We start from the raw sequence: 26615 nt of genomic DNA, 5'->3' as shown, positions 1-26615 counted from the left end.
CAATAACGCTTACTTGAAAATATTCTAAACGAGAAAGGGGGAACGTGATATAAAGGTTATTGACGAGAAGCGGTATCTTTTTTTACTTTTGAGTTGTGGCGGAGAAAAGAATAATGAGCTTTGTGCACTTTTTTTACTTTGAGCTCCTTCTTTTTTTACTCATGACTCCAAAAATTGCTTTAGATGACGATCGATAACGATTGAATCCTCTTCGTTTGCTCCGATTCCAAAGCAGTGTCCCCACTTGGACTCTATAGGTTGATACAGCGCGTTTGGCATATGCTGAGCATCATACGCACTATCTTCTGGCGTGAAGAACAAGTCACTTGATCCTGGCATAACGAGTGCAGGAGAAGTGATCTTGCTTAATGCCTGTTCGAAGTTGCCGTCATCTACGGGATTATCGCTAATGTCTCCATATATTCCTGTACGCAACATGGTAATCAAGTCGTTAGCATCAAAGGGAAGAAATACCTGATCCCAGTAATCTTCTACATAAGATTTCAAGGTGTCGAAACCCTCAGATTGATACAATTTCTCCAAATAGTACGCCTGCGAGAACCCCCATGGAGCATAAGCTCTTCCCATCGCTGCGAGACCGGCAACCGGTGGGCGTTCATATCTACCATTTTTATAATTCGAATCTGCCTGTAATGCCGCGATCATTGCTTCGAATACCAACTGTGTATGGGGTCTGCTCTTTGCCGTTCCGCCAAAGGGGGCAATACGTTCGACCATCTCAGGATAACTGGTTCCCCATTGATAAACCTGCATGGCTCCCAGCGACCAGCCCACAACAAGTTTGATTTTGGAGATACCGAATTTTTGAGTGATGAGTTGATGTTGGGCATGCACATTGTCATACATGGAGATCATAGGGAAGTTATTCTTATCATATGGGGCAGGGGTATTACTTGGAGAAGACGATAACCCGTTACCCAACATATTGGGCACAACGATAAAATAACGACTGGGGTCCAGTGCCTTGTCTGTTCCAATTAACCATTCATTATCTGTGTGAATTCCAGCAAACCATGTTGGGACAACAATAACATTGTCCTTTGCCGCATTTAAGTTTCCATAGGTCTTGTAAGCGATAAAGGCTAGAGGGAGCCGTTGTCCCGATTGAAGTAATGTATCTCCTAGGTTATATGTTTCATAATCGTTCATAGATTGATTCTCCTTATAAAATAGTAATAACTTGATTTCACTCTACAATACGTCTATTATCAATTCAACGAAACGTTATCGAACATATCATTCATTTATTTTGAACTTAGGGGGGTGCCTGACTCATGGAAATACGCCAGCTAAAAACCTTTTGGACACTTGCATCGACCTGCAGCTTTAGTCAAACTGCTGAATTATTGAGCTATGTACCGTCTACCATAACCATGCAAATCAAATCGCTGGAAGAAGAGCTTGGGGTGAAATTGCTGGATCGATTAGGCAAAAAGGTTGTGTTAACGGATGCTGGCCAACAGTTTCTGCCGTACGCCACTAAGATTTTAAACGATGTAGAGGAAGCAAAGTGCATATCCACTCAGCACGGAGAATTGGCGGGAACGGTGGTGATCGGAGCAGATGAAGTGCTGTGTGCATATCTTCTTCCAGCCTTGTTCAAACGCTTCCGAGCGGACTATCCTGGTGTGCGGTTATTGTTCCGCCCCTTGTCTGGGCAAGAGCTTAAATCAAGTCTGAGAGAAGGACATGCCGATGTCGTTTTTGTATTGGATGAGCCTATAAATTCCAAAGACCTTCATTCAGAGTTTTTAAAGGAGGAGACCTTTCAAATGGTCGTTTCTCCCGATCATATGTTAGCATCGCGTTCCGCGTTAGTTATCGATGACTTCCACAAACAGCATTTTTTGCTGACCGAAAAGAACTGTTCGTATCGCACTTATTTTGACCAATCCATAACAAAGAAAGGTGCAGATGCTCTGACAGAGCTGGAGTTTCATAGTGTAGAAGCCATTAAACAATGTGTTGCGGCTGGTCTAGGGATCGCTTTATTACCTGAAATGGCTTTGAAGAAAGAGTTGAGCGATGGGGAAGTGGTTGCTCTGCCGTGGGATTTATCAGATGTATCCTTTTCTGCGCAAATGCTCTGGCATCGGGAAAAATGGATCTCTCCGTCTATGGCTGCTTTCATGGAGGTCGCCAAGAGTGAGTTGATTTGATTGTTCAGAATTTGTTTAGATGTATGTGTTAAAATATTCTTCATGGAGATCGTGAGGTTAAATGGAATCAACCTTCAACAACATGATACAGATATATATGGGGGATTAGCAATGGAGAGAAAGATTAGAAATTCTGCAAAAGCATTGATCATTAAAGACGGGAGAATGCTTGCAATGAAGCAGGATGATAATGATGAAGTCATCTACATCCTGCCTGGTGGGAGCCAGAATGCAGGCGAAACGCTGACGGATGCTGTGAAGCGTGAAGTTGCGGAAGAAATCGGAATAGATGTAGAACCATTATCACTGGAATTTGTCATTGAAGGGGTATACGGTGAAGCTCTTCATCGTGTAGATTTTGTTTTTTTATGCGAGTACATAGGTTTGATGGACCAAGATAGTTCTATTCTGCCAAGTGACGAAAACCAAGTGGAATATGAATGGCTCGAAATTAAAAATATAAACGAACTACCTTTATTTCCTTCAAAATTACGAAAGCAGATCATTAGATTGGTTGAGGGAGAAAAAACGGTTATGTATTTAGGAAATGAGGAAGATGACGACCTGAATAGTTAGATGTGTACACGGATGTGTTATTCGTCAACAAGCGGCCGTCTTGTATTTATAAAGAAAAGGCTATTTCAAAGGACATGATGGTCCAGTGAAATAGCCTTTTTGTCGTTGAACAAAGTGTAGAGAGCGATTCAAAATGAGCATCTATGCTAAGGGGTTACATTAGGCCAGGAGTTATATTTCTTGTTGCTTCACACCTGCTGTCATATTTTTCTGACCCCATATTACCATGGATTCAATTAAAGGAACCAATTCCTTGCCTGATTCTGTGAGCGAATACTCCACTCTCGGTGGCACCTCGTTATATTGCTCCCGATGCACGATGCCGTAATGAATCAAATCCTTCAAACAGTTCGTTAACATCGTTCCGGTAATGCCAGGCAGTCTTCTTTTTAATTCATTGTAACGTATACAGTCATTTTCACTGAGGATTGCCAGGATCGGAAGATTCCACTTGCCTCCAATGACCTGAAATGCATAAGTCGCTGGACATAACTGATCGAAATTAAACTCGTATTTCACTTGATACCCTCCAATAGTATACTTTTTGATACTAAGTCAGAAAAAGAATCGTACTTGTTCAGAAGATTGTAGACATTATAATCAAACTAACACAAGAAAATCAATTCATAAGACAATATAAAGGCGGGATACACGTGAGTAACGAATCAATGATGTGTGATCTGGAAACAGGCGTGTGTGGTGTGAGCGAAGAAGAGGCGATGCAAGAAATCAATCTGAATCACGTTGAGAAAAGGATAACTCTTTATTACGCAACAGATCCGATCTGCTCTCACTGCTGGGCGCTTGAGCCTGTGCTTCATCGGTTTATTGAGGAATACGGTCATTATTTTACGCTGCAAATTAAAATGGGTGGGCTACTGGCTAACTGGAATGGTTTCTCGGATGGCGCTAACGGGATTCAGAAACCTTCAGATGTTGCAGAGCATTGGAAGGAAGTGGGTGAACATTCACGCATGCCCATCAACGGTTCCTTATGGCACGATAATCCAATACTTTCTTCCTATCCGCCATCTCGCGTATTTAAGGTCATTCAGAGTACACATCCTGGGAAAGAGCAGGACTTCTTAAGACGTGCGCGTGAAGCCGTGTTTGTATTTAATCGAAATATTGGAGAAGATGATGTGCTGACGGATATCGTCAATCAACTGGGTTTGAATGGAAAAGAAGTGGTTGAGGCGGCTGCAGAGCAATCTGCACAAGAGTTATTAGAGGAAGACTTTGAGAGTGTCGCTAGTTTGGGAGTTAGAGGTTTCCCATCAATTATCATTGTGAATGAAGAGAACCAGGGTATAAAAATTGTCGGAGCCCGTTCTCTTGAAACATATGTGCAAGCACTTCAGCAGGTGCTCGGTGGTGATCTGAAACCCAAACAGATAACCTCGTTGGAGCAGAAAATCAATGAGGGACACCTTCTTTTTTCTAAAGAAATGGAGGTCTTGTACAATATCGAAAAGACTGATATTGAATCATATGTGAAATCTGAATTGGCAGAGCACACATATCGTGTGGGTCATATCTTGAATGAGATGTATATCGAGCATATCTGAGACAGGAGCCGTGTAAGAATCTTCCTGCTTTCGGCACACGGATGTGTTATTCGCACAGGCAAGTCGTCCACCCATTGCGTAGACTGAAGTAGATCAAGTCAAGTGAGGTGAATTCCATGGCTAAAACCAATGAAATACACGTCCGGGTGAAACGGCTCAAGGATCGCCCAGTCTGCGTGACTCTTCATAATGGCGAGACGTACGTCGGGTACATCTCTGGCGTTAACAGCGAAGGCGTAGTGCTTACCGGGGGCGGAAAGCTTACTCAGGCCGCAATCACAGCACCCTCATCTGAAGGCAGTGCTCGCAAAACCAAACCGAAAGCAGGGGCTACGAGAAAAACAGCATCCGCTCGAAACCGTAAACGGGTGAACAGCACACGTAAGTCGCAAGTACGATCCCGGTCGATGTCTCGCTCAACGTCTAGGCAAGCCCAGGTATCATCTTTCATGCCTATGCTAGGCTCATTGTTAGGTGGCTTTGGCGGTGCAGGCTCGATTGGAGGTATGTTAGGCGGTGGTATGCGGTTGTTTGGCATGATCCAGCGGTTTACTCCTGTGGTCAAAATGGGGTATGGCATGATTAAGCAGATTCAGCCATTTATGGGGGCAGTTCAAGGGCTGATGACTCCAGCAAGCCAAGCAGCTCAGGCTGAAACCGAAGGGGAAGAGGAAGCACAACAAGGATAATACTTGAAATGAAAATCGTGAAATAGAACACAACCTTCGTTGCATTTGGGAAGGAAGCATTGCTAGTATGTTGGGTGATTTGATCTTTTTCTGATCTGTTCCTTATCTTCTTCTCTGTTCTATTTCAGCTTCTTCGCTAGATGCTTCACTGCAAGCTGCTCTCCGTACGCCAAACGGAGGGTGGCTTATTTGCTTATGCTGTATATGTGGTTCGAACCAGCTCGATTTAGCATGCTTGCTCAGTGCTAACGAACCTCAGAAACCTTATTCGGGTCAATATCAAGCCATTAAAATTCTAACGAACATGACAAACCCTATTTGCTGCAAAGTGTAAGTGCGAGGAATAAAAACTGAGGTTTCCAATACGCGCCAAACGTCTAACTTTGCAACCATGTAGTTCGGCCGACCACTGTCATACAGCAAAAAGCACCGCGCGCTGGGAGCTGTACGCGGTGCTTTTTGCTGTATTGCAGAGTGGAAACCGATTCTATTCCGCTGTTATTAAGCCTTTATGCCTGTTTGGTTTTGAGGCGAATCACGTTCCATGATGCTTTGTTCAAGACTGCTTGCACTTTACCCTGGTCAACCGTTGTATATCCGCCGTTGTGAGGAACAACGTTACGTGGGTTTTCTTTGGTATTAGTGGCTTTCAAGTCGTTGTTCTCCAGTACGATATGCTCCACGAATGTCGTTTCTCCGAAGGAACGCAGGTCCACATTCAGTTCCATTTGCTCATCCAGATGTCTATTCACCGCAAAGATTGTGATTGTGCCGTTCTCTTCATCATGCACACTGATTGCTTCGAGATAAGGCACATCTGTAAAGTCTTTGGAATCATATTTAGGTGAAGTTGTGATGGATCGCAACACCTTACCACGTCCGAAGTTGGATGCGTGCATGAATGGGAAATACGTCGTCTGGAACCAGATTGCTCCGTTATTTTCCGTCATGATTGGTGCAATGGTGTTAATCAACTGAGCAAGGCAAGCCATTTTTACACGGTCGGCATGCTTGAGTATGGTAATCAGGTAACAGCCCACAGCTAGAGCATCTTCATGTGTATACACATCTTCAAACTCTGGAGGCGCAATCTGCCACCGTTCTTCCATACGGCTTGTGCCAATGGATTTCCAGACATTCCATTCATCCAGAGACAGCATCAATTTTTTCTTGCTGCGTTTTTTGGCTTGTACAAAATCACAGATCGAAGCCACACTATCAATAAATTGATCCAGATCCAGCGATGTCGCCAGGAAGTCATACGTGTTGTCTTTGTTATTGTTGTAATACTGATGCAGGGACAAGTAATCCACATTTTCATAGGTGAGATCCAGTACGGTTGCTTCCCAATCTGCAAATGTACTCATGTCACGGCTGGAACTGCCGCAGGCCACAAGCTCGATCTCAGGGTCTACCCATTTCATCGCTTTAGCGGTCTCATTAGCAATACGTCCATACTCATGTGCGGTCATCGCACCAATCTGCCATGGTCCGTCCATTTCGTTACCAAGACACCACGTTTTGAATTTATGCGGGTCCTTGTAACCATGAGAGATACGCAGATCACTCCAGTATGTGCCAGATGGGTGGTTGCAGTATTCGACCAGGTTTCTGGCCGCATCAATGCCGCGAGTACCCAGATTTACAGCCATCATCACTTCGGTTCCAACCAGTTTGGCCCAATCTGCAAATTCATTTGTTCCTACCGCATTCGTTTCAATCGTCCACCATGCCAGTTCAAGTCTGCGTTTACGCTCCGCTACCGGACCAACGCCGTCCTCCCAATTGTAACCGGATACGAAATTACCGCCCGGATAACGAACGATGGGCACGTTCAAAGCCTTGATCGCTTCAATGGCGTCCTGACGGAAACCTTGAGCATCCGCCGTGGGATGACCTGGATCATAAATACCGCCATATACTGCGCGTCCAAGATGTTCTATAAATGAACCATAGACACGTGGATCAACTTCAGCAATCTGAAAATCTTTATCAATAAGCATTTTGGATGTAAGCAATGAGAAAACCTCCATAGAATTAATTTTAGGTGTGTAAGAAAATTTATTTCACGCTGAGTTCGCATAAAAGCAAAATCAACTCATTGATTTGTTATCTAATATGTATCATAATGCTATTATGTTGAGCAAGTTCATTTCGAAGGGTTCGCTAAAAAGCGAATCCTAAATCGGTAATATATTGAATTCTATAGAGATAAGGAAGTGAAGGTCATGATGCTTGGCACGGATGCCTCATCCTTGATCATATATGAGGCGCTCGCCAGCGAGGCCCGTTTAAATATCGTTCGCTTATTATTGCAAAACAGGGAGATGCATATCAATGCGCTTGCCAAAGAGCTGTATCTGAGCAAAGCCATCGTTAGTACACATGTGAGCAAATTGCAGAAAGCGGGCATCGTAGGCAGCCGTATGAAGCGTGAGAATGGTGGAACATATAAATACTGTTTTATTCTGCAAGAATTTATGACTGTCAATCTTTCTCCTGAACCAGTAGATGCTCCTTACCATGAAGTCTCTATTCCGGTTGGTCAGTATACGGATTACGAAGCTTGGCCCACCTGTGGCATTGCCACAACAACACAAATGATTGGACAATATGACACACCGGCCTGCTTTATGGATCCGGATCGGGTCAATGCAGGTATCCTTTGGATGGCACGAGGTTTTCTTGAATATAAGATTCCCAATTATCTCAATACAGAACAGCATCTCCAGGAAATTGAAATTTCACTCGAACTCAGTTCGGAAGCACCCCAAGTCAATGAAAACTGGCCTTCCGACATTCGCTTTTCACTTAATGGCAACCACTTGGGAACATGGACAAGCCCAGGGGACTTTGGGGATCGGAAAGGCAAGCATACACCGCTATGGTGGAAATTGGACGTCAACCAGTATGGTGTACTGAAGGTGCTGCGCATTAACGGAGAAGGGACGTTTATGGATGGCCAGCGCATCTCGGATGTGTGTATTCATGATCTACAACTGGACTCATCCACCTATTGGACGTTTGGATTGAAGCCGGAAGAGGGAGTAGCTGGCCGAGGGGGGCTTACCCTGTTTGGCAAAGGTTTTGGCAACTATGATCAGGATATCCTGATTCGATACTATTATAATGCTGAGGAAAACAAAACTTCGGATGAATAGGATATGCGATTTCATGTTAGTTTATATAGAGGCAATCTCCATATGAACGAAGTGCATAACAATTCCAGAGTAATGGTATTGACAACGATTACATGGCTGGTATAGAATACAGCTAAATAAGGAGTGTCACTGATTCGATCAGGCACCACCACAATCTGGATTTCACAAGTTTGTTTGACTTGTGTTCTGGATCATGGTGGTGCTTTTTGTATATTGGGGGTGAGAACATCATGAGGTTCAAAAAATCGTTAAATAATAACATCGCCCTGGCGGAAGACACGGAAGGTTGCGAAGTCATTGTCATCGGAACGGGTGTTGGCTTCAAAAAAGTGAAAGGACAGCCGATTGAGCAGAGCCAGATCCAGAAAATGTTCAGAATCGGCTCGAATGACAAATATCAGCGAGTCGAGCAATTTCTCAGCGATATCCCTCTGCAAGTTATCGACATTACGGATCAGATTATTGAAGAAGGCAAGACGTTGATTGGAAAAAAGCTGAATGACTCGATCCTGTTAACACTGGCAGACCATATTCATTTTGCGCTGGATCGTTTCAAAAAAGGTGTGGATGTGCAAAATCCGCTTCACTGGGACATTCGCCATCTATATCCTGCCGAATACCGTGCCGGAGAATGGGCAGTTCAAAAAATCAATGAAGCTTTTCTAGTCTCACTGCCATCTGGTGAATCAAGCTCTATTGCCCTTCATTTCGTGAACTCACAATTCGACTCGGGCAGTATGAACCAAACAATTAAAATTACACAGATGATTAACGACATTATAGGGATCATGACGGAACATTTCGGAATGGTACTGAATCAGGAATCTGCTGATTTTTCCAGGTTCATCACCCATCTGAGATACTTCATTGTTCGTCAGTTGAACCGGGAAGTGCTCTCTTTTAAAGATCAGCAATTTCTATATGATGTATTGTCGGAGCGATATCCTATCAGCTTCCAATGCGCACTCAAAATAAAGGAGGCGATGGAGAGGCAACGCGGATTCGTGATTACTCCCGATGAGATGGTATATCTCATGATACACATCGAGAGGGTGACATCCCGTACCGATATGGATTAATCTCAATACAACCTGTTTGAAGTTATACCATCATCAATATGAATTGAATATGGAGTGTTACTGATTCGATCAGGCACCACCAAATGTTTCCGACTCCGCATCTGCGGCGGGCCGGGTTTACATTTGGTTTTTTTTTCGCCAAAAAAGGAGGAAGCATCATGAATCACCGGGAGTTGTCCAAGGAAATTATTCGATTAACGGGCGGACAGGAAAATATTACGCAAGCTTGGCATTGTATCACACGACTTCGCTTCAATGTTCGAGAGCAAAACAAAGTTCAATTGGAACAGATCAAAGCACTCGATGGCGTGCTCGGTGCACAGTTTCAGAACGATCAGTTTCAAGTGGTCATTGGTAACCAGGTTGCAGCCGTATATGAGCAGATCGAGGATCAGATGAAGCATAGTGGCATATCAAAGCCTGAAACAGACGCGCCGCGCTCTAAAGGGATTAATGCTGTTTTGGATACAATCTCCGGCATTTTCACTCCGATTCTGCCTGCCATCGTAGGTACCGGGATGTTAAAGGGGATTCTGGCACTGCTCGTTACACTTGGCGCGATGCAGGAGAAAAGCGGTGAGTATCAAGTTCTGTCTTCCATAGCAAATGCGGCCTTTTATTTCTTGCCTTTCCTTCTGGCTCTATCATCTGCCCGCAAGTTCAAAGTGAATGAATATATCGCCCTGACGCTTGCAGGTACTTTATTGTACCCAACGATTCTGAATGCGTATCTGGCAAACCAGCTTGAGCCGATTCGTTTTCTCTCCCTGCCCGTGTCGATTGTGAATTATACTCAGTCCGTTATTCCCATTATTCTGGGTGTGTGGCTTCTGAGTTATGTACATCGTTGGGTTGATCGTTTTATTCCCGGTCCTGTCAAAGTCATCTTTACCTCGATGATTGTGCTCGTCATCACGGTGCCGATTCTATTAATTGCGATTGGCCCTTTAGGGACTTACATGGGCATCTATCTGGAAATGGGTACTTCCTGGCTCTTTGCCCATTCGGGTCCGTTAACCGGCATTATTCTCGGCGGCCTCATGCCTCTGATTGTTATGACGGGTATGCATTATGCGTTCTTCCCAGGCACATTGCAGAATCTGAGCAAACTCGGATATGACGTGCTTTTGCTACCGATCAACCTGATAACCAATATGAGTCAGGCTGGTGCAGTCACGGCTGTTTTCCTCAAGACCAAAGATAAAAAAATGAAATCCATTGCTTTATCCAGTGGCATATCCGCCTTGCTTGGTATTACTGAACCCGCACTGTATGGTGTCACCTTGAAGCTGAAAAAACCGTTTTACGCTTCACTCATTGGTGGGGCAGCAGGGGGTGGCTTTATTACCGCAGTGGGTCTGAAATGCTTCGGTTTTGCTGTACCAGGATTGCTTTCACTTCCGTTGTATATTGGCCCGGATGGTGGCATGTCTAATTTCTGGTATGCATTAATCGGAATTGGCATCAGCTTTAGTGTTTCTTTCGTAGTGACTTTGCTGCTCAAGTGGGAAGAGCCAAATACACGCAATTCCGCCATGTCCGACTCAGCACAAACATTAACCGAACAGGAACTGAATACAACTACTACCTTTTCGCAAGAAACGGTGACACCTGTCACAGTACATTCCATCGAGGAAAAGAAGGGGGAGGTGTTCAGCCCGCTCACTGGTGAATTGGTGCCGCTCTCAGAGCTTCCGGATCAAACGTTTGCTGAGGAAATGACCGGGAAAGGTATTGCAATTCGTCCGCAGGATGGACGTGTTACAGCTCCTTTTGACGGAACCGTCACGTTGGTTGCCAAAAGTAAACATGCGATTATGCTGACCTCATCTAGTGGAATTGACATTCTCATTCATGTTGGACTAAACAGTGTATCGCTCAAGGGGAAATTTTTTGACGTGAAGGTTGTTGCCGGACAAGAAGTGAAGAAGGGTGATTTACTTCTGGAATTTGATAGGGATGGCATTCAGGGTGCGGGTATTGACCTTGTGACACCAGTCATCGTAACCAATACGCCGGATTACCTCGATGTAGTACCTGTTCAGGTGAAGGGGGTGATTCCAATGAATGAATTGCTTCTCCTCACCGTTCGTTAACAGCTTCATGAATACCATATACAAAAAAAGGAGAGAAACAACATGACAAAAACAATTAAACACTCATTTCCTAAAGGATTTTTATGGGGCGGAGCTACCGCTGCCAATCAGCTGGAAGGTGCATATGACGCAGACGGCAAAGGACTCTCAACCTCAGACATGGCTCCATTCGTTCCTCATGAGGAGCGCAATGGCAAGGATTTCACCTTCGACGTGGATTCTGTTCAATTAGAAGAATATCTGAGCGGTAACACCAACGTATATTTCCCGAAACGGAACGGCGTGGATTTCTACCACCGCTACAAAGAAGACATTGCCTTGTTTGCGGAGATGGGCTTCAAAGTGTTTCGTCTTTCGATCGCCTGGACACGGATCTTCCCTACAGGAGAAGAAGCCGTTCCCAATGAAGCTGGTCTTGCCTTCTATGATAACGTGCTTGACGAACTCTTGAAATACGGCATTGAGCCGCTCGTAACGATCTCTCACTACGAGATGCCCGTAGAGTTAACCCGCAAGTACAACGGCTGGGAAAGCCGCGAGATGATCGATCTGTATCTGAAATTTGCCAATACGCTGTTTGACCGTTACAAAGACAAAGTGAAATACTGGATTACCTTCAATGAAATGAATATGATGCTGACAAGTCTGTATACTGGCGGCGGCATTCTGGAAGATAAAATTAAGGGCACACCAGAGCAGGTAGCCTATCAGGCAACTCATCATCAATTTGTTGCAAGCTCACTGGCTGTCAAAAGTGGTAAAAAGAAGATGCCCAATGCTCAGATTGGCTGTATGATCTGCCGTCTGGAAACGTATGCTGCTTCTAGTAAACCGGAAGATGTGTTACAGACGATGAAGGAAGATCAGATGAACCTGTTCTACCCAGAGGTACAGGCACGGGGCGAATACCCATCCTATATGCAAAGATATTTTGAGGAAAACGGCATTAAACTGGTTAAAGCTCCTGACGACGATGCCATTATCCGGGATAATACCGTGGACTTTATTGCTTTCAGTTATTACATGACGTATATCGGAAAATATGACCCGAATGACAACAGCAACTCTGGTATGCTGGTAAGTCAGATTAAAAACCCTCATCTGAAAGCTACCGAATGGGGATGGCCTATCGATCCGATTGGTCTTCGCGTCGCGCTGAACCGATTGTATGACCGTTACCGGATGCCGCTCTTCATCGTTGAGAACGGGCTGGGTGCTATCGACACACCGGAAGAGGACGGGGCAGTCCATGACCCTTATCGCATCAATTACTTGCGCAGCCACATTGAACAGATGAAAGAAGCTGTCGCTGACGGCGTTGAATTGATGGGTTTCACTAGCTGGGGACCTATCGATATCATTAGCTGCTCGACTTCTGAAATGGGCAAACGTTATGGTTTCATTTATGTAGATCAAGACAATGCCGGCAATGGTTCGCTTGAAAGAACTCGCAAAGACTCCTTCCACTGGTACAAACAAGTTATTGAATCGAACGGAGAAACACTGTAATTATAAAAAATTTTACATGCCGCCCATATGGGCGGTATTTATTTTGCACTAGTCAAATAAGGGATAATTATGTAAAATTGTTTTATTAAAACAAGAGGAGTGAATTCAATGTCTAACAAGGTGATTGTGCTTTAGGTTCACAAAAGGATATTTGCGTTACAGGGATTCCTTTTGTGGACATTGCAGTGCGGGAAACCGTCCCGACAATGTTTACTGGAGGAGATCATGATTAACTTTAACGAGGCTGTTAACATTAGCAATACACATGTACTGTCGCTGGTATCCGAGCTGTTTCATCTGGAGGGTTACAACATTCAGCTTATTCCGCCTCATGAGGGTGGACGGAATGTCGTTTACACCTGTGAGCAAGAGGGGTGCGAATCTCTAATTCTCCGAGTATCTTTTTTGCCTGACCGAAAGCGGGAAGATTACATTGCCGAACTGGAGTATGTCCGGTATTTATTTGAGAACGGTGCAAGTGTCTCGAATGTAGTTAGCTCGAAAAAGGGCTTTTTGTTAGAAGAGATCACTTATGATGAGCATACATTCTTTGTCTGTATGTTTGTGAAGGCCAAGGGAAAGTTGCTGGTAGAGAACCATTACCAGTATCGTGAAGGGGTCCCACTTACCGAATACTATTATAATAGCGGTAAAGTTCTGGGGAAAATGCATCAGCTATCGAAAGGGTACACTCCCGTCCATCGCCGGCATCATTTGATTGACAATTACAGCGGTGAATATATCGATAACCTGGTACCTGAATCATTCCCTCTGCTTAAGGAGAAGATGGTCGAGCTCCTGAATACCTTACAAGGTTTGGATACAAACCAAGAGACATTTGGCATGATCCATTTTGATTATAACGATGGGAATTACTCGATCGATTTTGATACCGGTCAGATCACCGTGTATGATTTTGATAATTCATGCTTTGGTTGGTATATGTATGATCTGGCCGATCTATGGACACACGGAGTCGGCTGGGTTCAATTTGAGCCGGATGCGGATAAACGCAGACAGTTCATGGATGACTATTTTCAAAATGCCCTCGCTGGATATACTTCCGAGACCAAGATCGAAGATTCGATGTTGGAGAAGCTGCCTTTATTTATTCAAGTTACTCTCTTGGAGAATATTCTAGGTCAATTTGAGGAAATGCAGCGTGCTGGCGAAGAACCGGAAGCTGACGAAGCACTGTTGTATCTCATTAAATGTCTGGAAGAGGATATACCATATAAGGGATTTTTCCATGAGATGTATTCCACTGAAGCTCCTTTTGAGTATGAGGGACGCTGAAGGGACCTGTACGTAAACTAAACCCTGAATAACCAAGGATTCATCAAGTAGGGAGGCAGCCGGATCGACCGGTTGCCTCTTTGTTTGTCTGCGGCATGTTATTCAAATTTGGAAGGAGGTACGTTGTAAAATTTTTTGAATGCTTTGGAGAACGTGAAGGGGTCGGGATAACCCAGAAATCCGGCAATTTGCTGGATCGTATATTTTTTCTCGTACAGATAGTCTCTGGCCCGGTTCATTTTGATCTGATTGATATACTGCCCAGGTGTTATACCGAGAATTTTTTTGAACAAAGAAATAAAATATTTCTCAGAGACGCCAGCAATGTCTGCAAGCTCGTTAACTCGGATGGCACGATGCAGATTCGCATCCACGTATGGGAAGACATTTTGCAGAACCTCCAGACTTCCTTCAATTTTCCTCGGTTTTCGGTCTTTCAGAAACTCACCATGATACAGCCCTTGCCCATGTAATTCCAAAATTTTGGCGATGACGAGAAGCAGAGAGGCTTTCAAGTAGAGTGGACTGGCGGAAGTACCGCTACTCTGCTTGAATCTTCGATAGGACGAAGTGAACAGCGTTGATTCCTCTTGAATCAGATTGCCAGGTACGATGCCCGGGAGTTGAAACTCGCTGAGAATCCGCTTCTGCTCAGCGATGCTGAAATCAAAGTGCATGTAAACGAATCGGCAAAACTCTCCGGTCGTGGAAGCCATATAGGGCATATCCGGATAAAAAAACACCACATCACCCGGGTTTGCCATATGCTCGATTCCATTGATGGTAATTTGCACGGAGCCTGCTGTAATGAACCACAGATCATAATCGGAATGAGACTTGCGCTCCGTCCAATTGCTGTCGTGCGTTTGTTCCAAATAAGAGCTCATGCGAAGTGTGATATACTCCGAAAGTTCGTCGATTATACTCATATTTATAGTTCCTGCATGCATCTAACCCAACTCATTCCTCTCTACTTTATGACATCCTCTATTTTTAACTATCATATCAAAGGTTTTACTTCTTGTTAATTATCGTACGATATGACATGTTTTGAAAACTATCACACATTCCGATTCCAGCCCACTCCCCTATAATGAACTTATATCGTTACGAGGAGGGGTTATTGATGAATGCTACAAGTACACAACATCCAAAGGTGGTTGTTATTGGGGCGGGCAGCCTGTTTTTCGGTCGTCAGTCCATCTGGCAGATGGTTCACTCCCCATATTTGAATCAGGGAACGCTGGCCTTGGTGGATACGGACGAGGAACGGCTCTCGAAAATGGTAAAACTAGCGGAAATGGTCGCCAAGGAGAACAATGTATCCCTAAAGATTGAGGGTTCAGTCGACCGAAGACAGGTGCTGCCGGGAGCTGACTTCGTTGTGCTCAGCTTTGCGGAAGAATCGGTGAAATATCGAGGCATCGACTGCCAGGTTTCTCTAAAGTATGGGATTCGCATGTGTTCTGGCGATACGATTGGCCCGGGCGGAATCTTTCGCGCGATGCGGGAACTGCCAGTTATTATGGAATGCGCCAAAGACATTGAGGAGTTGTGTCCGGATGCTTGGGTGATCAATTATATTAACCCGTCTACCGTTCATGGCATCGCATTACATCGCTATGCTCCGAAGCTTAAATCGTTTGCGCTGTGCGATAGTCATCATATGCCGCATAAGAAAGCCTATTACGCCGTACGAGCCGGAATCATTGGAGACAATAGCCAATTCACCGAAGAGATCAACCAGAAATTCGATTTTCGCATCGCTGGTGTCAATCATTTCACTTGGCTGCTCAAAGCCGAGTATGAAGGAAAAAATGTGATGCCCACAATTGCAGAAGCCATGCGCAAGCTGGCAGGTGATGAGAATAACGGTGGTGATCGCGGTGCAAAAGCTCTTTTTAACGATGCAATCACCTATGAACTGTATGATATTTTCGGAATCATTCCCACTTGCACAGCGCATACGAAGGAATACGTTCGGTATTGGCAGGGTCTTGGCAAAACTGCGGACGCCATTCCGCCATTATCGATCTGGGAGACAGAGGACAGATATGAGCGTCATGACGAAATGTGGCGTCAGGTGGATGACTTTCTTGCAGGGAACATCCCGATTGCCGATTATATGAGCACCTTCGGACCGGATCATGCGACTGACATCATCGAAAATATGGTGGGGAACTTGGGCAAAAAATTCTTCATCAATACGCTCAATCAAGGCGCAGTAACCAATATGAATACCGATTCGTTCCTGGAGCTACTGTGCGATGTAGATATGGATGGGGTGAAACCACTCCATGTAGGCGAGATGCCGCGCGGAATAAGAGGTATGCAAGAACTTGTACTGGATACGCATGAGCTTACGGTTGAAGCTGTTCTGGAACATAGCTACGAGAAGCTGAGAAGGGCGATGCTCACCGACCCGCTCGTGAGTTCCATCAGCGACGCGGACAAGATCATTCATGAATTGTTGGAACTGGAGCGTAAGATGATTCCGGACGTTTGGTATAAGGACAGACTGCAGTATAGCTAAGAATGGAGAATGATAATAGACCACGTCAGCTCCTTCAAAGGGCTAATGTGGTCTTTGCTGTTTACTATTCCCCCAAAAATCCTACTCCACTTTAAACAAGCCAGCATGGTCTTCATAATACGAAGTAATAAAATTACGAAATTCTCTTACAGCAGGAGATAACCATTTTTGTTTGACCCAGGATAGGCTAATGGGATATATAGCTGAATCATCTGCAATTTTTACATAACGTAACCCTAGTTTTCTACATACGGAGATCGGAATTAATGCAACACCCTGATTAAGCCTGATAATTTCAAGCAGGGTATGAGAATCGACCTCAAATGCATGATTGGGGAGGAAGCCTGCTTTTTCACAGAGCATGGTGGTAAATTGGCTGTACTCCTTATTATCGGCAAGGGAAATAAAGGGCTCATTTGCAACAACACTTAATGAAATGCTTGTCTCTCCGCCGTATGCATGATCCGTGGGCACAACAAGAACAATGTCCTCCTCAACAAGAACAACACTCTCAATCTCCTCATCCTGAATCGGATGCCCCGTAATGCCCAGATGCATGTCGCCTTTCTTCAATTCTGTAATAATTTCACTGCGTGTCCCAATACCCTGATGAAGCTTGGTTTCGGGGGTACCGTTGATATAGTCACTAATGAGACCTGTGAGGAACCGAGTATTCGTAATCGAGATCCTGATCGTATTGGAAATTTGCTGTTCCTCCGCTTTAATCTCCATCTCTGCATTTTCAATTTCAATAAAAATCCTGTTTACGTGCTTCAATAAAATTTCACCTGAGGAATTCAATTGAATGTTTCGTCCTCTTCTGTGGAATAAGGGGGTGCCCAGTTCATCCTCAAGTCTTTTGATCGTTAAGCTTAGGGAAGGTTGAGCAATATTCAATTGCGCAGCTGCCTTGGAGATATGTTCGGTATAGGCAACGGTCTGAAAGTATTTAAGCTGAAGCAATTCCATTTATCTGCACTCCTTATTTATTTTGATAAATATATATAGTGCTTATTATGTATTATATTAAATTTAAATATTGATGTAGAATTTTTTTATGAGATACAGATCAAATTTTTAAAATACCAAAAAATGACTATATAAGTTGAACTACTCATTTACACAATAACGGAGAGGACAGAAAAAACCTGAAAAAGCGAAGCGTTCGCCTAAAAGCTTTCTGAAAGAAAGCTGCATCGGAAGCATAAGCTATCACCGGATTTTCCCCTCTTAAAAGGGGAATCGAAAAATCTGGGGATAACAGCGATTGGAAGGTTGTTCTGTCATCGTAGTGTCAGTGTGAATGATCTTTAGTTCAACTTATATAGAACCAAAACATAAGGTAGGTGTCTTTGATGAAAATTGATGTGAATAACATAGCTAAAAATCTGAATACACCCTTAACGGCCCCGGCATACCCAATGCCACCGTACAAATTCGTGAATCGTGAATACTTGAATATTATTTACCGGACCGATGAAAAAGCTTTACGGGCAGCCGTACCAGAACCTCTGGAAATTACGGAACCTTTGGTTAAATTCGAAGTGATGTGGATGCCGGATGTTTCTGGGCTGGGTGCTTATACAGAAGCTGGACAAGTTATCCCTGTGCAATTCAATGGGGAGGAAGGCGATTATGTGCATTCGATGTACGTAGACAATTTCCCCGCGATAGCCAGTGGTCGAGAGCTCACCGCCTATCCGAAAAAGCTGGGTGCACCCAAGTTGTATACCGATTCAGATACACTTGTTGGCACACTTGATTATGGAACACTGCGTGTAGCCACGGCAACAATGGGCTATAAACACGTGGAGATGGATAAAGAGTTGGCCAAACGTGAAATATGCCGACCTAATTTTATGATTAAGATTGCTACGGACTATACCGGGAATTTAAGAATATGTGATCTGATCCGTACTCAAATTACGGACATCGAAGTGAAAGAAGCTTGGACAGGACCTGCCCGGCTTCAATTGTTCGAACATGCATTGGCACCTCTTGCAGATCTGCCTGTGTTGGAAGTTGTGTCCGCTTCTCATATTCTTACCAACTTAACTTTAAACGCTGCACAACCTGTATACAACTACCTGGAAGAGAAATAAGGAGGAAAAATATAATGAGAATTGCAATTGTAGGAGCAGGATCTTTGGGAACCATCGTAGGCGCATACCTTACGGATGGCGGAATGGACGTTGAGTTAATTGATGCATATCAGGAACATGTAGATGCTTTGAATCAAGCGGGTGCTAAAGTGACGGGTACCACAGAGTTTCAGGCCAAAGTAAAAGCAATTACTCCTGATCAAAAATCAGGACAATATGACCTCGTTTTACTTTTAACCAAACAACTCTACAACGATTCCATTCTTCAGGAATTACTTCCATTCTTGAAAGAAGACAGTATGGTGTGTTCTTTGCAGAACGGGATTCCGGAAGAAAAAGTCGCGTCTATTGTTGGTGAAAAACGCGTCATTGCAGGCTCCGTTGAATTTGGCGCTACGTTTATTAGACCAGGTGTATCAAGTCTTACAATCGAGTACACTCAATTTAAACAGTATGCTTTTCAGATTGGCGAATTAAATGGTGAAATCACCGAACGAATTCAACGCGTGAAATCAGTGTTGGATCTTGTGGGTGGAACACATATTTCCGATAACCTGGTTGGAACCAAATGGTCCAAATTGCTGATCAACAATGCATTCAGTGGTTTGTCTGCTGCATTAAATGGTGAATATGGGGAGATCATCGATCATGAAGCCGGCATTGTAAGTGCAGCTCACATTGCGGACGAGACGATTAAAGTTGCTCGTGCCAATGGGGTCACATTGGTTAAAATGAATGGATTCGACATCAGTTCACTCGAACTGAACAGCAAAGAAGATATCCCTGAACGGGTGAAAACATTACGTTACGTGATGGAGCCCTCCAGATTGCTCAAAGCAAGCATGCTTCAAGATCTGGAGAAGAACCGAAAAACGGAGATTGATTATATTAACGGGGTTGTTTCAAGCAGAGCAGAGGGTACCGGAATTGCGACTCCTTATAATGATTTAGTAGTAAAACTGGTCAAATCTGCTGAAGAAACTCAAACCGTTCCTGATTTTGACACGAACATAAAAGCTTTTGAAGAGCTATTAAGTGCACAATAATAAATTTAATTATTTCAACTGAAAGTCGCTAATATAGCGGCTTTTTTGTTGTATCAGTAAATCTAGTCAGGCTTGATTTAAAAACGGGATAGAGTGTTTTGCATGACTTTGTTTCCTAAGATTATACAAAAAGGGGAATTAAATTTGATATAATATAAACTTGCTGGTTATTTTTCTATTAGAAGGAGATAGGTATGAGGAAATCTTGGGGGGAATTCGTCTTTTATTTGGCGGTGTTTGTCTTTGTTTTGTTTATGTCCTGGAATGATTACTCACTATTTTTGACATTAGGGGTTGTGCTTATAGCCGCTCTTATCATGTTTATGTTGCGCTTTTATTATCCTTTGTCGTTGGAAAAACGTATAGACCGTGTGGAGATTTTCTTACGCAAACAGCAAAATACACCTGGCATTTACATTAATTATGTTCTTGCGAACAGACTCGATGATGAGGCAGAACTTGTGATGGAGCAGATTACGCAGAAATATAAGCGGAAGTCGACGCAGGCCTCGTTTAATGCCGCTTATGGTCTTCATCTCAAAAATATGTTTGCCATTCGGCAAGCTGTACCTCATATCGGCTTATCGGACTACCGTACATATTACGAAACTATTCTACTCTTGGAAGACGGGAAAAGTGGAGATGCGCGTGAAAGACTTCAATGCATTAAAAAACAGTGGATGCGATCAACATTGCTCGCGGGTATTGAACTCAAAGCAGAAAACCGTGATACCGCTATTCAGCACGCGCATGAAGCACTTAACTCTTCCAGAGGTGTTAATCGTTATGTTTTATATAAGGAATACGAAAGAGTATTACCAGAGGTTGTTGGACACATATCGTAAGATGGAGAAAATGTTTTGAAAAAATAAACCGTGCTTCACGGTTTATTTTTTTTCATTTACTAGCAGAGGTGTGAGTCCATCCTTAGCAAAAATAGAGGGTAGAATCGTCAATAACCTCTCACGGGTAAGGGGATCATCGTAGTTCCAGCCAGCTTCTACTATATGTACTTTACTGGGTGCCAACATGCCAATCAAAACCTGTAGCGGAGAAGGTATATTTACATTCATCTCCTCCTGGGGTACCATCACGAAGTTTCGGTCTCCAGCGTATTGAGTGATTTTATTATGATCGATTTGTAACCACGGTCTGCCATTAATGATCAGTTGATCTATGGTTTCGGTTGGTCGAAAACCAAGTGATTCATACACGGTAGCGGCAAATCCCGTCTGTCCCATAACATATATGTTTTTACCCAACAACAGATAGACAGTTGCTCGTTCTCCTACAATATAATCATCCGCCAATTGTCGCCGTATCCTCCTGACACTCTGCTCATAGCGGTCGATCCACTGTTCAGCCGTTCTGCTTCGACCGAAAAGATCCGCAATATAACGAAGACGCTCAAAAGTGCTGGTTGTTTCGCGATAGACGATGGTAGGGGCAATGGCGTCCAGTTGAGGTAACTGCTGCTCACTATAGTTGCCAAGCAGTATAAGATCAGGCTTAAGTAAGGAGACTTGCTCCGGTGCACCTTGCAGTCCAATGTCCGGCATGTGAAGCAGTTTGCTTCGATATATGACTTGTGATCTCATTGTTGTTATTCCCGCGCCGACTGGACGGATACCAATAGCAAGCAACTCCCCAAGGGTATGGGTACCTGTGGCCACAATACGAATAGCCGCATCAGGGAGGGAAATCTGCCTGCCGAGGGAATCGGTTATCGTTCTTTGCCTGGTACGTCTTTGTATATTCGCGTATTCCCGTGGAGGGTGTCCTGTGAGCTGGTGAAAACGCCGACTGAAATAATACTCATCCTTAAAACCGACTTGTCTGGATATCTCACGCAAGGTATCGGTAGAACTGGACAGTAGCTTTTTAGCATGCTTGACTCTAAGCTCTGCCAGGTAATCCGTTGGTTTCTTGCCAGTCATCACCTTAAACAATTTGCTATATTGCCATCGAACCATGCCGGCCATTTCGGCCAAGAACTCTACGGTTAGATCTTCGTTGTAGTGCTGCTCCATATAGCTGAGTGTAAGCTGTACCGCTTGATCATTTTGTACTGGCGGAGGAACGATTTCAAGCTGAGCCATCAGGCCAAGTATCAGTTGCAGCCGTGCCTGAGTAACTGCTAATTTTGATCGATGCGTAGGGGGATATTTCTTCTCCTGCAACCGATTTAGCTTGTTGGATTGCAAAGGCGACGGAGAGATCCAACCCTCGCCTGCCAACGCCGATTTTATAGTAGAAAGAGATAGCCTGTAAGGAAAACCAAGAATAAGAGGAGGGCAAGACGAGAGCAGATTTGACTTATCCACTTGAAAAGAAAGAAAGGTCAACCGGGCTACATGCGCTTGCTCTTTTATCGTTTTGAGAATGTAGGATTGCTGAGTAGGGAGCAGAATACAACTGCCTTGGCTCAGATCTTGGGAGATGTTGTTTGTTAACAGCCGAATTCCATGATCCAGAGCAATAAGCAATGTATATTCATTGGCAGCCTTGCTCTTGGTTGATGGATTATGATGATTGGTTTCCTGCAGTGGTGTGAGCTGAAGCAGATCATGCTGCTGCAGTTGGATGTATAGGGAAGCCATTTGCATTCTGGAGCACTCCGATCTAGTGATAATAATTCTCAATCACTAGTTTACCACATTTTACACGTTAGAGAATGTTTCGTTACAGACCTTATTACACGCAGTAAAAGTTTACAAACTCCAAAAATCCTCCATAACCCAAAGGGGGTGGAGGATTTCGAAGTTATCATCTATGCGATATTATTGATTCATCCATTTCGGTAGTTCATCAAGCAATTGCTCCAGTGCCAGCAGGTTGTCGGTATTCCAATCGGCTGATGCTGTGTAGACATGTCCTTGCTGAACGGCCGGCAATGTTTTCCATAGTGTGCTCTGTAACAACCGATCAGATTCAGCTCGACTTTCGTCATTATCCAGCGTTAGGACAAAGAGATGATCTCCAGCATAGTCCGGCATTAGTTCTTCCGAAAGTTCGACGAATGTTAGCTCCTTGTCGATAATGTTTTGCTGAATTGCTGGTGGAATTGCAAATCCGTGCTCTTGATACAAGACTACACCCAAGGAACGATTACCCATCACATAGAGCTGTTTACCCAACTGCAAGAAGATGGTCGCTGTTTCGCCCTCTGCCACATTCAGCTTGTCCCACATCGCTTCCGCTTTTGTATCAAATCTGCTGATCCATTGCTCTGCCTCATCCTGTTTGCCAAAAATGTTGCCAAGTTCGCGTACGCGTTCCGTAAATGGTAATGCCGAGTTGAACGGAATGGTAGGCGCAATCTTCGAAAAAGCGGTGTTTCGGTCAGCATCTTGGTTATAACCATTTAAAATCAAGTCAGGCTGCAAGGCTGTTATTGCCTCCAAATCACCAGGATTTCCGACATCCTCAATACCTTCTAATCGGTCTACAATATAGCTTTCGGAAGCATGAATCAGATTGGCTCCAACGACGGGAATATCCATGGCCAGGAGATCTCCAAGTGTTGAACCAAGATAGATCACCCGTTGCGGATGAGTGGGTATTTCAATCACTTCGTCTGTTTGGGTTGTATAGCTTTTTGTCGTTTGCTCGTTGGTCTTCACAGGTTCTTGTGAAGGGGCGCTTTCCGAACGGCTGCATGCTGCAAGGACGGATAGAAGAAGAAAGCATGCTCCCCATATCAATAGGTGTTTCTTAATTGCACTGTTCATCATTGATTCCCCCTGAGTTCTCTTTTTCTTATTGATAACCATTATCAATTACATGTAATTATAGGTGCCATTTCCGGGGCTTACAATGAAAAAAACGCAGTGAATTTATTTGTACAAATGTCAATGCGTGCATCTATTTGTTCGTTACATTATTTTTAATTCGCAGGGCGCTGTCATCGGAGTATGCGTGATCAAAAACAGCTTGCTGTATAAGGAATTAATAATCGTTGGATAATAATGACATTGACAACTGCACGTTTTTCCAAAATAATAGTATGTAATTGAATACTGGTACCTTTAATTCAGTCCAGAGAGGCTGGCAAGGGCAGCGGATTTCATAATCACGCGAGAATCAGGGCTTATTCCGTCATGGGATGCTCTGTGTCTTCGCGCGGGTTATGATGCAAAAAGAGGCTACTTGTCAGTGTATATAACTTGACGAGTAGCCTCTTTTTTCTGCTTTTTTTGGTATCAGATACACTTTATGTTGGGGGTATTCTGATGAGCAAACAAGATCAAGAGTTTTCATGGCAAGCTGTGCCGAAAGCGCAAAGAAACCACTTTTGGAAGACATTATCGGTCATGCTCGGTTTCACTTTCTTCTCTGCAAGCATGCTGGCAGGAGGCACATTGGGCGTCAGCTTGACGTTCATGGAGTTTATTGGCATCGTACTTGCAGGCAATCTGGTGCTCGGTATCTACACAGGGGCACTGGCACATATCGCTGCCAAAACGGGGCTGTCCACACATTTGCTCGCTAAATATGCGTTCGGTGCAAAAGGGTCGTATCTACCTTCGTTCCTGCTAGGCTTCACACAGGTCGGATGGTTCGGAGTAGGCGTAGCCATGTTCGCGATTCCGGTCGCCAAAGCCATGGACTGGAACGTGTACCTGTTGATTATCGTGTTCGGACTTGCCATGACAGCATCAGCCATCTTCGGTATGAAGTCACTCGTCATTCTCGGATATATCGCGGTTCCTGCGATTGCCATTCTCGGTGGTTACTCCATGTTCGAAGGTGCGGGTTCGCTGGGTGGTCTGCAAGGGTTGCTTGATTACACGCCGACTCAGTCGCTTACCGCGGCGGCGGCATTGACGATCTGTATTGGATCATTCATAAGCGGCGGAACGCTGACACCCGATTTTGCCCGGTTTTCCCGAACATCGAAACAGGCAGTTACCGCAACAGTGATTGCATTCTTCCTGGGTAACTCACTCATGTTTCTGTTCGGTGCAGTTGGTGCGATGGCCTATAACCTGGCTGATATCTCGGAGGTCATGTTCCTGCAAGGATTGATCATCCCGGCAATCATCGTTCTGGGGCTTAATATCTGGACGACCAACGATAATGCACTGTACGCTTCGGGTCTTGGTTTTGCGAACATCACCAAAATCTCAAAGAAATTTTTCGTCATCGTAAACGGCATTGTGGGTACCGTATTCGCCATGTGGATGTACAACAACTTCGTCAGTTTCCTGAACGTACTGGGCGCGGCGGTACCATCCATCGGTGCTATTATTATCGCAGATTACTTCATTGTAAAACGTAGAAACTATAAGCCATTTGCCGACATGTCATTCAAAAATGTAAACTGGGTAGCGATGGTCGCTTGGGCCATCGGCGTTGCATTCGCCCAACTGGCTCCTGGCGTAACACCATTGAACGCACTGCTTGGTACAGCAGTGGCCTATATCGTCTTGATGCTGATTGTTCCTGCGAAAGAATCCAAAGAAATGGGGAAAATAAATGATTATACAGAACGCAAAATTGCGGGGTAAAGAAGGACTATGGAATATTGTTGTGAAAGACGGAAAGTTTGAACAAATTACACAATCGCTGGAAGTGACCGAGAATGAAGAGATCCTGGATGTCAACGGATCGCTTGTGCTGCCACCGTTCATTGAGCCGCATATTCATCTCGATACAACGCTCACAGCAGGTGAGCCGGAATGGAATCTAAGCGGAACGCTGTTTGAAGGCATCCAACGCTGGTCAGAGCGCAAGGCTTTCTTGACACATGAAGATGTCAAAACACGGTCCAAAACGGCACTGAAATGGCAATTGGCACAGGGTATCCAGCATGTGCGGACTCATGTGGACGTTACTGATCCAAGCTTAATTGCCGTTAAAGCGATGCTTGAAGTAAAAGAAGAAATGGCTCCATATATGGACATCCAGCTTGTTGCTTTTCCACAGGAAGGCATTCACTCTTATCCAAACGGGGCAGAATTGCTGGAAGAGTCACTGAAAATGGGCGTTGACGTGGTCGGCGGCATTCCACACTTCGAATTCACACGGGAATATGGCGTTGATTCAATGAAAGTTGCGTTTGATCTGGCTGAAAAATACGATCGTCTTATCGATATCCATTGCGATGAAATTGATGACGAGCAATCCCGTTTTGTTGAAGTTGTTGCCAAGGAAGCTTATGAACGTGGACTGGGTTCACGTACAACGGCAAGTCATACAACCGCGATGGGGTCATATAATGACGCTTATACGTACAAGTTGTTCCGTTTGCTGAAGATGGCAGATCTGAACTTTGTCTCCAATCCGTTGGTTAACATTCACCTGCAAGGACGCTTCGACACGTATCCGAAGAGAAGAGGGCTGACGCGTGTCAAAGAGTTGCAGGAAGCAGGTCTGAATGTGTGCTTTGGTCACGATGACATCTTCGATCCATGGTATCCGCTCGGTACAGGCAACATGCTGCAAGTACTGCACATGGGGATTCATGCTTCGCAGTTGCTTGGTTACGACCAGATCGTAAATTCAATCGACCTCATTACAAAAAACAGCGCAAGAACGTTACACATTGAGGATGTATACGGTATTGAAGAAGGTAAACCTGCTAACTTCATCGTACTTGAAGCAGAGAACGAATATGAGGCTGTTCGCAAACAAGCCGGCGTACTTTATTCTTACAGAGGCGGCCGTAAAGTTGCGGAATCGAAGCCGCGAGACACATCCATCATTTTTGAAGGCGGAACAGAAAAGGTTACTTTTAATAAATAATAGATATCGGTCTGTTGCTGTCTGGATGTAAAT

At 44.3% G+C, this 26615-nt stretch carries 22 protein-coding genes; 15 read left to right on the top strand and 7 right to left on the bottom strand.

Translation table 11 applies throughout. The features are described from left to right. Positions 1 to 159 precede the first annotated feature (159 nt). The gene (locus NSQ38_RS20700) at positions 160 to 1170 is read right to left on the bottom strand and encodes an alpha/beta fold hydrolase (protein ID WP_339783875.1); all 1011 of its coding nucleotides are present in this window, start codon (positions 1168 to 1170) and stop codon (positions 160 to 162) included. A 125-nt stretch (positions 1171 to 1295) separates the two neighbouring features. Between NSQ38_RS20700 and NSQ38_RS20695 the strand changes: the two genes are divergently transcribed. Beyond that, positions 1296 to 2180: a LysR family transcriptional regulator gene (locus NSQ38_RS20695; protein WP_339783874.1), complete on the top strand. Its 885-nt coding sequence runs from the start codon at positions 1296 to 1298 to the stop codon at positions 2178 to 2180. Positions 2181 to 2291: 111 nt separating this feature from the next. Further along, entirely contained in the window at positions 2292 to 2756 is a 465-nt protein-coding gene (locus tag NSQ38_RS20690) for an NUDIX domain-containing protein (RefSeq protein ID WP_165980276.1), read from the top strand. A 171-nt stretch (positions 2757 to 2927) separates the two neighbouring features. On the opposite strand, the gene NSQ38_RS20685 is transcribed toward NSQ38_RS20690, so the two are convergent. Continuing rightward, the gene (locus NSQ38_RS20685; protein WP_091030382.1) at positions 2928 to 3275 is read right to left on the bottom strand and encodes a helix-turn-helix domain-containing protein; all 348 of its coding nucleotides are present in this window, start codon (positions 3273 to 3275) and stop codon (positions 2928 to 2930) included. Positions 3276 to 3409: 134 nt separating this feature from the next. Between NSQ38_RS20685 and NSQ38_RS20680 the strand changes: the two genes are divergently transcribed. Next, positions 3410 to 4324 carry a DsbA family protein gene (locus NSQ38_RS20680; RefSeq protein ID WP_339783873.1) on the top strand — a complete coding sequence of 305 codons (915 nt, stop codon included), beginning with the start codon at positions 3410 to 3412 and terminating at the stop codon, positions 4322 to 4324. Between the two features lie 116 nt (positions 4325 to 4440). Beyond that, entirely contained in the window at positions 4441 to 5013 is a 573-nt protein-coding gene (locus NSQ38_RS20675) for a hypothetical protein (RefSeq protein WP_339783872.1), read from the top strand. Between the two features lie 509 nt (positions 5014 to 5522). On the opposite strand, the gene NSQ38_RS20670 is transcribed toward NSQ38_RS20675, so the two are convergent. After that, positions 5523 to 7016: an alpha-N-arabinofuranosidase gene (locus NSQ38_RS20670; RefSeq protein WP_339790623.1), complete on the bottom strand. Its 1494-nt coding sequence runs from the start codon at positions 7014 to 7016 to the stop codon at positions 5523 to 5525. Positions 7017 to 7241: 225 nt separating this feature from the next. Between NSQ38_RS20670 and NSQ38_RS20665 the strand changes: the two genes are divergently transcribed. The 5 genes from NSQ38_RS20665 to NSQ38_RS20645 all read left to right on the top strand — a co-directional run bounded on the left by NSQ38_RS20665 (position 7242) and on the right by NSQ38_RS20645 (position 14154). Further along, complete coding sequence (locus tag NSQ38_RS20665) at positions 7242 to 8174, top strand: ArsR family transcriptional regulator (protein WP_339783871.1); 933 nt, start codon at positions 7242 to 7244, stop codon at positions 8172 to 8174. 230 nt (positions 8175 to 8404) lie between these two features. Beyond that, positions 8405 to 9253 (top strand): PRD domain-containing protein, encoded by an 849-nt coding sequence (locus tag NSQ38_RS20660; RefSeq protein ID WP_036615740.1) that lies wholly within the window; start codon positions 8405 to 8407, stop codon positions 9251 to 9253. Between the two features lie 158 nt (positions 9254 to 9411). After that, a complete protein-coding gene (locus NSQ38_RS20655) occupies positions 9412 to 11349 on the top strand; it encodes a beta-glucoside-specific PTS transporter subunit IIABC (RefSeq protein WP_339783870.1) in 1938 nt (645 codons plus the stop codon). Positions 11350 to 11391: 42 nt separating this feature from the next. Further along, a complete protein-coding gene (locus NSQ38_RS20650; RefSeq protein WP_339783869.1) occupies positions 11392 to 12858 on the top strand; it encodes a family 1 glycosylhydrolase in 1467 nt (488 codons plus the stop codon). 225 nt (positions 12859 to 13083) lie between these two features. Beyond that, positions 13084 to 14154, top strand: a complete 1071-nt coding sequence (locus tag NSQ38_RS20645) for a phosphotransferase (protein WP_339783868.1) — start codon at positions 13084 to 13086, stop codon at positions 14152 to 14154. A gap of 98 nt (positions 14155 to 14252) precedes the next feature. Here the strand turns inward: NSQ38_RS20645 and NSQ38_RS20640 are convergent, their stop codons facing one another. After that, positions 14253 to 15104 carry an AraC family transcriptional regulator gene (locus NSQ38_RS20640; protein WP_339783867.1) on the bottom strand — a complete coding sequence of 284 codons (852 nt, stop codon included), beginning with the start codon at positions 15102 to 15104 and terminating at the stop codon, positions 14253 to 14255. A gap of 176 nt (positions 15105 to 15280) precedes the next feature. Between NSQ38_RS20640 and NSQ38_RS20635 the strand changes: the two genes are divergently transcribed. Next, positions 15281 to 16687: a glycoside hydrolase family 4 gene (locus NSQ38_RS20635; RefSeq protein WP_339783866.1), complete on the top strand. Its 1407-nt coding sequence runs from the start codon at positions 15281 to 15283 to the stop codon at positions 16685 to 16687. Between the two features lie 81 nt (positions 16688 to 16768). On the opposite strand, the gene NSQ38_RS20630 is transcribed toward NSQ38_RS20635, so the two are convergent. Further along, complete coding sequence (locus NSQ38_RS20630; RefSeq protein WP_339783865.1) at positions 16769 to 17656, bottom strand: LysR family transcriptional regulator; 888 nt, start codon at positions 17654 to 17656, stop codon at positions 16769 to 16771. 386 nt (positions 17657 to 18042) lie between these two features. On the opposite strand from NSQ38_RS20630, the gene NSQ38_RS20625 reads away from it, so the two are divergent. The 3 genes from NSQ38_RS20625 to NSQ38_RS20615 all read left to right on the top strand — a co-directional run bounded on the left by NSQ38_RS20625 (position 18043) and on the right by NSQ38_RS20615 (position 20680). Next, positions 18043 to 18789 carry an acetoacetate decarboxylase gene (locus tag NSQ38_RS20625; RefSeq protein ID WP_082762754.1) on the top strand — a complete coding sequence of 249 codons (747 nt, stop codon included), beginning with the start codon at positions 18043 to 18045 and terminating at the stop codon, positions 18787 to 18789. A 14-nt stretch (positions 18790 to 18803) separates the two neighbouring features. Next, positions 18804 to 19835: a ketopantoate reductase family protein gene (locus NSQ38_RS20620; RefSeq protein WP_339783864.1), complete on the top strand. Its 1032-nt coding sequence runs from the start codon at positions 18804 to 18806 to the stop codon at positions 19833 to 19835. 194 nt (positions 19836 to 20029) lie between these two features. Next, positions 20030 to 20680 (top strand): hypothetical protein, encoded by a 651-nt coding sequence (locus NSQ38_RS20615; RefSeq protein WP_339783863.1) that lies wholly within the window; start codon positions 20030 to 20032, stop codon positions 20678 to 20680. A gap of 42 nt (positions 20681 to 20722) precedes the next feature. Here NSQ38_RS20615 and NSQ38_RS20610 read toward each other — a convergent pair whose 3' ends face one another. Together NSQ38_RS20610 and NSQ38_RS20605 are read right to left on the bottom strand one after the other, a co-directional pair. Continuing rightward, a complete protein-coding gene (locus NSQ38_RS20610; protein WP_339783862.1) occupies positions 20723 to 22441 on the bottom strand; it encodes a helix-turn-helix domain-containing protein in 1719 nt (572 codons plus the stop codon). Between the two features lie 174 nt (positions 22442 to 22615). Continuing rightward, on the bottom strand, positions 22616 to 23569 hold the full coding sequence (locus tag NSQ38_RS20605) for an ABC transporter substrate-binding protein (protein WP_339309470.1): 954 nt from the start codon (positions 23567 to 23569) through the stop codon (positions 22616 to 22618). A 498-nt stretch (positions 23570 to 24067) separates the two neighbouring features. Between NSQ38_RS20605 and codB the strand changes: the two genes are divergently transcribed. After that, positions 24068 to 25345, top strand: coding sequence for a cytosine permease (gene codB, locus NSQ38_RS20600; protein WP_339783861.1), 1278 nt, complete (start codon positions 24068 to 24070; stop codon positions 25343 to 25345). After that, a complete protein-coding gene (locus NSQ38_RS20595; protein WP_339783860.1) occupies positions 25314 to 26582 on the top strand; it encodes a cytosine deaminase in 1269 nt (422 codons plus the stop codon). The genes codB and NSQ38_RS20595 overlap by 32 nt, the downstream gene beginning before the upstream one ends. Positions 26583 to 26615 lie beyond the last annotated feature (33 nt).

Origin of the sequence: Paenibacillus sp. FSL R7-0313, assembly GCF_037969885.1 — a bacterium.
Taxonomy (GTDB): Bacteria; Bacillota; Bacilli; order Paenibacillales; family Paenibacillaceae; genus Paenibacillus.
Note: the sequence above shows the minus strand (reverse complement) of the source record. Positions and strands in the feature narration are given on the sequence as shown.